Here is a 1,413-nt window from a genome sequence, read left to right on the forward strand (position 1 = left end):
CAACCAAACCTTGTGCAACAAACTGCAAGAATTTTGCAGAGCTGGTCTCATTTGCCGGTTGCAGATAACTTTGATGGTAACAGAGAAAATGCGTTAAAAAATGCCATCAAGCGCGTGTATGGTGAGCGCCGTCCTCAGCAGCAGGCCTCATCAGATGGTTACCGCGTGCATATGACACACATCTTGCAAGACCCACACGTAACTCTCTGGGCGCGTCAATTTGATGGCCAACAAAGTACATTACAAGAATTAAAAAATGCTCTCAGATATCAATTGAATACCCTTAAAAGAAATGACAGTGATAGAGCACAGCATGAAGTTTTTTGTCAACATGCATACCTTGGAGGTACTATAGGTCAACGCTCTCACTGTCTTGACTTGTTTAATGTGACCATTAATGGGAACGGAATGGGTACCCCATGCATGGAACAATTTACAGATGACGTTGGCAAACCTCTTCTGGCCAGCTTACATTATCTTTTCCAAAGGATGAATGATCGGGTCAACCCTTTGTCCGATGATCTGAAAGATCAAGTATGGAACCTTTTGAAAGATCACACCACCACCTGCGCAGATAATGCGGCTTTGGGTATGGAAGAGCTTCATGCGATTTCTCTATGCCTTAAAATGGAAGGTCAGGCTGATTATGAAAAAGCCCTGGTCAGTTTAATGTTATATAACTTTAAACGCTCACTTATCCATAAGATGCCAGACATGGGTTATCAGGAGGGTGTTTTGATGGATTTGGGCGAAGACAACTATCAAGCAGCTGTCATCAGGGCCATGCAAGGTGACCTAAGGGCTATAGAGGTTTTTTGTGATAGAGGGTCTGCATCAGATATAAAAGATGCTTTACCAGGTGTGGGGACAGGTAGTCCATTACCACAACAGCAGATTCTGACTCAGATTGTCAATGGCATGGATTATGGCCAAAAAAGCGCTTTGTTGGCTGCGTTGTATGCGGGATCCATTGAATCTGTTGAGATTGGTTTGAATGTCTCTCGTCTTGTCAATCGTGTTTTGTCCACAGGGGCTGCGGTGTCGAGGCAAAATTATTGCCATGGTCTTTTTAATAATATCACGCCTTCCTTGGTGGCCAGGACACTATGCATGGATGATGAAACGGCCTTAACCGCCTTCTTCACATCACATAATACGTGGCAATCGCACATGCAGGCTGTCAAAAAAGATTTGCAGGAGGCCTATACCTTTATGAATTCAGGTGTTTCTTATAATGGTGTAATGGGTGCTTTCACGAATTATGATCCCCATACAGATGGTACTATGAATGATAACGTCAAAGATTTGATACGTTCAACAGTACAAGCAGGGGGTTCAGATCGAGACCTTTTGGATCGGCTCAATGTTTTTGATAACGAGTTTACGCGAAAAGCGTTGATCAATGCGGGTTAT

1 protein-coding gene is annotated in these 1,413 nt (G+C 43.5%); it reads left to right on the forward strand.

Annotated elements, in window-relative coordinates; genetic code table 11:
* Nucleotides 1-33 precede the first annotated feature (33 nt).
* The coding region (locus IG82_RS06680) for a hypothetical protein (protein WP_216476149.1) at nt 34-1,413 on the forward strand (1,380 nt) is incomplete at its 3' end.

The organism is Candidatus Hepatobacter penaei, from assembly GCF_000742475.1.
Classification (GTDB): domain Bacteria; phylum Pseudomonadota; class Alphaproteobacteria; order Holosporales; family Hepatobacteraceae; genus Hepatobacter; species Hepatobacter penaei.